The sequence below is a fragment of the Stenotrophomonas sp. HMWF023 genome (assembly GCF_003060985.1).
Lineage (GTDB): Bacteria > Pseudomonadota > Gammaproteobacteria > Xanthomonadales > Xanthomonadaceae > Stenotrophomonas > Stenotrophomonas lactitubi.
In genome coordinates, this window is the sequence record NZ_QAIJ01000323.1 from 493 (window position 1) to 4,319 (window position 3,827).

The following is a 3,827-nucleotide window of genomic DNA, read 5'->3' on the forward strand; positions in this document are numbered from 1 at the left end:
AGGGCGCTGCCGGCAAGCCGGCGCTGGCTGCGCACGCGCAGCTGCTGCAGCACCTGGACACCAGCAAGTCGACGCGCGAGCGCGACCTGTTCGTTGGCCAGTTTAACAACACCTCGGCCGTCGGCGCGGCGATCACCCTGTACCGCCTGTCGATCGAGCGCAGCAAGCCGGACGCCGAGCGCGAAGCCGGCTACCAGGAACGTGACCTGACCACCATCGAAGGTGGGCTGAAGCAGATGGATCGCCGCTACGTGGCGAAGATGGACCAGCAGCTGCAGGCCTACTGGCTCGACCAGTACGTGGCCCTGCCGGCCGCGCAGCGCGACAACGAAGTGTTGAACAAGTGGCTGGCCGGCAGCGATGCCACTGCCGTGAAGTCGCTGGTGACCAAGCTGGGCGGCACCGAGCTGGGCAGCCTGGACAACCGCCTGAAGTGGTTCAAGGCCGATCGCGCGGCGTTTGAAGCCAGCACCGATCCGGCCATCCAGTACGCAGTGGCGGTCATGCCGGCGCTGCTGAAGCAGGAAGAGCAGAAGAAGATCCGCGAAGGCGAATCGCTGACCGCGCGTCCGCTGTACCTGCAGGCCGTGGCCGACTACAAGAAGAGCCAGGGCGAGTTCGTCTACCCCGATGCCAACCTGTCGCTGCGCATCACCTTCGGCAACGTCATGGGCTATGGCAAGGACGGCGTGAAGTACACCCCGTTCACCACCCTGGAAGGTGTTGCGGCGAAGGAAACCGGTGAAGATCCCTTCGACTCGCCGAAGGCGCTGCTGGATGCGGTCAAGGCCAAGCGTTATGGCGGCCTGGAGGACAAGCGGATCGGTTCGGTGCCGGTCAACTTCCTGTCCAACCTGGATATCACCGGTGGCAACTCCGGCTCGCCGGTGCTCGATGCCAACGGCAAGCTGGTCGGCCTGGCCTTCGACGGCAACTGGGAATCGGTCAGCTCCAACTGGGTGTTCGACCCGGTGATGACCCGCATGATCGCCGTCGACAGCCGCTACATGCAGTGGATCATGCAGGAGGTGGCGCCGGCGCCGCAGCTGCTGAAGGAACTGAACCTGGCGAAATGATCCGTCTGCGGTCGCTGGCGGTCTATCCACGCATGGCGTGGATCTACTGGCCGCCTCCGGTAGCGCCGGGCCATGCCCGGCGGAATCCGTAGGAAACCTGAAACCCCGCGACGCCAGTCGCGGGGTTTTTTCATGCCCCGTCCGGCCCGGTCCGCCGAACAGGTATCATCCCCGTTCCGCGTACTTCACAGGATGTGAACACTGCGCCGGAACTCCTCCCCCAAGGACCCCTTGTTCGCATGCGCATCCTGCTTGCCCGTCACGGCGAAACGCCGTGGAACGCCGAAGGCCGCTACCAAGGCCAGATCGACATCCCGCTTTCGCCCATCGGTGAGGCCCAGGCCCAGGCGCTTGGCGCCCGTCTGGCATCGGTGGACATCACCCGTGCGGTGGCCTCGCCGCTGTCGCGCGCCCAGCGCACCGCGCAGCTGGCCCTTGGCGCTGCACGCGCCGACATGCTGCTGACCGAGCCGGAACTGCAGGAAATTGCCCACGGTGAGTGGGAAGGTCTGCTGGCCAGCGAAATCAACGAAAAAGATCCGTCGCGCCTGCAGGCCTGGCGCACTGAGCCGGACACCGTGCTGATGCCGGGCGGCGAATCGTTGCGCCTGGTGCTGGAGCGCAGCTGGCGCGGCCTGGCCCGTGCCGCCGAAGGACTTGGCGAACACGACACGCTGCTGGTGGTCGCCCACGACGCGGTCAACCGGGTGATCCTGTGCAAGGTGCTGGGCCTGCCGATTTCCCGCCTCTGGACCTTCCGTCAGGCACCGACCACCCTCAATCTGCTTGAAGGCGCTGACCTGGACAGCCTGGAAGTGGTGCGCCTGAACGACTGCGCCCACCACACGCCGTTCTTCGGCGAAGCCAAGCACCGCGCCCTCTGAATTTCCTGTCCTGAACCACCTGTACCTGTTGGAAGCCTTGCCGTGAAGAACACCCCGACCACTCTGGCCGAATGGCTGGATTACATTGAACGCCAGCACCCGGCCACCATCGACATGGGACTGGAGCGCGTGCGCACCGTGGCCACCGCGATGGGCTTGGGCACGCCGGCCAGGCACACCATCGTGGTCGGTGGTACCAACGGCAAGGGCTCCACCGTTGCCTTCATCGAAGCCATCGCGCGCGCTGCGGGCTGGAAGGTCGGTGCGTACACCTCACCGCACCTGCTGCGCTACAACGAGCGTGTGCGCATCGATGGCCAGGACGCCGACGACGCCGCACTGGTCGCTGCGTTCAACACGGTCGAGGCAGCGCGTGGTGATGTGACGCTGACTTATTTCGAGTACGGAACGCTGGCCGCGCTGCAGTTGTTCGCCGATGCCGATCTCGATCTGGCGGTGCTGGAAGTCGGCCTGGGCGGCCGTTTGGATGCGGTCAACATCGTCGACGCCGACGTGTCGGTGATCACCACCGTGGACATCGATCACGCCGAATGGCTGGGCGAGGACCGCGAGGCCATCGGTGCCGAGAAGGCCGGCATCATCCGCGGCTGGAAGCCGGTGATCCTGGGCGAGACCGATCCGCCGTCGAGCGTGCTGGCGCGCGCCTACCTGGTAGGTGCCAATGCGATCCGCGGTGGCAGCGACTACTTCTACGAACCGATCGATGCGCAGCGTTGGCGTTGGCGCGATGTCGGTACCCGCCTGGAGCTGCCGACCCCGGCGCTGGCCGGGCCGATCCAGCTGGCCAACGCCGGTGCGGCGATCGCTGCGCTGCGTGCACTGGACAAGCCGGTGCCGCGCGCGGCATGGGCCGCAGGCGTGGCCGCGGCGCGCATCGCCGGGCGCCTGCAGGCGTTCGAGCGCGATGGCGTGCAGGTTCGCGTCGATGTCGGTCACAACCCGCAGGCGGCCGGCCAGCTGGCGCGCGCGCTGAAGGCCGAGGCTATCCCCGGGCGCACCCTGGCGGTGTACGCCGCGCTGCAGGACAAGGACGCCGTGGGCGTGGTGCAGGCTCTGCAGGACGTGGTGAGCGACTGGACCCTGGCCGGGCTGGATGGCCCGCGCGGACAGAGTGCGACGCAGCTGCAGGCGTGCCTGGCCGATACCGCCGCAGCTACTGCGGCGCTGGCCGACACGGTCGAACAGGCGCTGGCGCAGGTGCTGGCCCGTGCCGAACGCGGCGACCGGGTACTGGTGTTCGGCTCCTTCCATACCGCTGCCGCTGCGCTGCAATGGCTGCAGGCCCCCGCCTGACCGCCGTTCAGCCATTACCGACGCCGCCCGGTCCAGCACCCGTATAATCGACCGCAACGTCCAGCCTGCCGCCTGCCCTACGTGGATACGCCCCTGAAACAGCGTCTGATTGGTGCCATCGTCCTGGTGGCCTTGGCCGTCATCTTCCTGCCGATGCTCGTCAAGGGCCCGGCCCCGGACAGCGGTGTGGCCAATGTGCCGATCGCCGCGCCCGATGCGCCGGCCGATGGCCAGTTCGAAACCCGCGAACTGCCGCTGGTCGCGCCTGCTGGTGGCGCCACCGGATTGCAGAGCGGCCAGGCCCGTCCCGTCGAGGAGGCCGCCGCACCGGCTGCGCCGCCGACCGTGGACACCTCGCCAGCGGTCGCCGCCGGCAACTACGCGGTGACCTTCGGCGCCTACGGCAGCCAGGCCGATGCCGATGCGGTGGTCGCCTACCTGAAGCGCTCGCAGCTTCCGGGCTTCATCGAGACCGCATCGATCAACGGTCGTCCGGCCTGGCGCGTGCGCGTTGGACCGTATGCTGATCGTGCGCAGGCCGAAGCGGGCCGGC

4 protein-coding genes are annotated in these 3,827 nt (G+C 67.6%); all 4 read left to right on the plus strand.

All coding sequences use genetic code 11. The features are described 5' to 3' along the window. On the plus strand, positions 1–1,076 hold a 1,076-nt coding region (locus tag DBR20_RS19845; RefSeq protein WP_258223436.1), incomplete at its 5' end, for a S46 family peptidase. A 239-nt stretch (positions 1,077–1,315) separates the two neighbouring features. Then, positions 1,316–1,960 carry a histidine phosphatase family protein gene (locus DBR20_RS19850; RefSeq protein WP_108267904.1) on the plus strand — a complete coding sequence of 215 codons (645 nt, stop codon included), beginning with the start codon at positions 1,316–1,318 and terminating at the stop codon, positions 1,958–1,960. Positions 1,961–2,002: 42 nt separating this feature from the next. Beyond that, complete coding sequence (folC, locus tag DBR20_RS19855) at positions 2,003–3,274, plus strand: bifunctional tetrahydrofolate synthase/dihydrofolate synthase (protein ID WP_108267906.1); 1,272 nt, start codon at positions 2,003–2,005, stop codon at positions 3,272–3,274. 81 nt (positions 3,275–3,355) lie between these two features. Then, the coding region (locus DBR20_RS23510) for an SPOR domain-containing protein (protein WP_258223437.1) at positions 3,356–3,827 on the plus strand (472 nt) is incomplete at its 3' end.

Excerpts from the sequence above, each read along its gene's own strand:
- DBR20_RS19850 (WP_108267904.1), top strand. The coding sequence starts at position 1,316 with ATGCGCATCCTGCTTGCCCGTCACGGCGAAACGCCGTGGAACGCCGAA.